The sequence below is a fragment of the Methylobacterium sp. J-048 genome (assembly GCF_022829515.1).
Lineage (GTDB): Bacteria > Pseudomonadota > Alphaproteobacteria > Rhizobiales > Beijerinckiaceae > Methylobacterium.
Genome location: NZ_JAKSYL010000222.1, coordinates 1 through 1,343 on the forward strand (window position 1 = coordinate 1; position 1,343 = coordinate 1,343).

Annotated in this window: 2 pseudogenes; both read left to right on the forward strand. The window is 65.0% G+C overall.

Going from position 1 to position 1,343, the window contains the following annotated elements:
• Positions 1-421: pseudogene (locus tag MKL09_RS21440) on the forward strand (helix-turn-helix domain-containing protein); the annotation flags it as partial.
• A 417-nt stretch (positions 422-838) separates the two neighbouring features.
• Positions 839-1,343, forward strand: a pseudogene (locus MKL09_RS21445) (hypothetical protein); the annotation flags it as partial.

Genomic DNA, 1,343 nt, shown 5'->3' on the forward strand with positions numbered 1-1,343 from the left:
CGTGCTCGCCCTCGTCGCGGCCGAGACGGCCCGGCGCGGCGATTGCCGGCTGGCCATGGGCCACGTCGCGGCGATCGTGGGCGTGTCCGAGACCACCGTGCGCAATGCTATCCGCGAGGCGCGCAAGCTCGGGCTGGTCACGGTCGAGGAGCGCCCCGTCACGGGGTTTCGCAACCTGCCGAACATCGTCCGTATCGTCTCGGCCGAGTGGACCGCCTGGCTGCGCCTGTCCCGGAAGGGATCCATCCCTCAGGGGGGAGGGTGCAAATCCCCGCAGCGCACGCCTACTGAAGTTCTAGTCCTGTCAGAATCGGGGAAAACGGAGCCGAAAAAGGTCTGCCGACAAGCGGCGGGCGACCTCGGCCGAGCGACACGTCCTCGAATCCGTGCGGGTGGTAGGGCTGGCCGAGCCATGCGGTGAGGGTCTGCGGGCGGGCGGTATGACGAACGGCGCTGGGATGGAGGCGAGGTTTATTGCCTGTCGTGCGACGCTCCACCTCAAACTATTTAAGCATTCTGCATCAGCATTGCGCACGAGCACGATTTTAACCGTGTTCGGCTTGCGAAGATTCTGAATCACCCTGGCCTTGAACTATTTCTTGCTCAAACCAGTTCTGAGAAGATGTTACAGCGTGGTCCCGTCTTTGTAGGCGATCTGAAGCCTGTCGGTGCTGCCCGGCCGCTCACGGTCGTTAGGCCTAGCAGCCACCTGTCATCTTGGGCCACGATCTCGATTTCCTGCCTCTCTACCCTCGCACTGATTGCCGTCGGCGCGACCTGGCTTGTTCCGCGCAGCAGCTGGATTTTGCTGACGTCGCCGCGTCGCACGACATCTGTCGTGCCCGTCGAAGCTTCGACACCCGCTATCTTCCCGTCGTGGGTCGAGGTCCCGCACCTGACAGGGCCGCTATCGACCAGGGACTATCCGGATGTTTCGCCGTCTGCAGACGGACCACGCACCTTCCTGGATCCGAACCCCGCCGATACGGCGGAGCAGCCGGTGTTCCTGCCGCCACGCGCCGACCCGCGCCTGCCACTGATCGGCCGCGCACCCCTTGATGCGGCTCATCTGATGCACGAACAGCCGACTGTCTGGAACGAGCCCACTGAACGCCGGGATGTCAGAACATCGGTCCCGCCGTCAGTGGTCGCGACGCTCGAACCAGATGTCTCGCAACAGTCGCAGGATCGAACCGAGCCGGGGCCGACGCGAGCCCTGTCGACGAGGCCGACCCCTGCGCCGATCCTGCCGCCCCGATCGATCCAGGCGCAGGCTCCGATCGAGGTTCTCGGTCGTTCTGCACCGACGATCACCGCTGTGCCCCCGCCCGGACGCGTGGCGA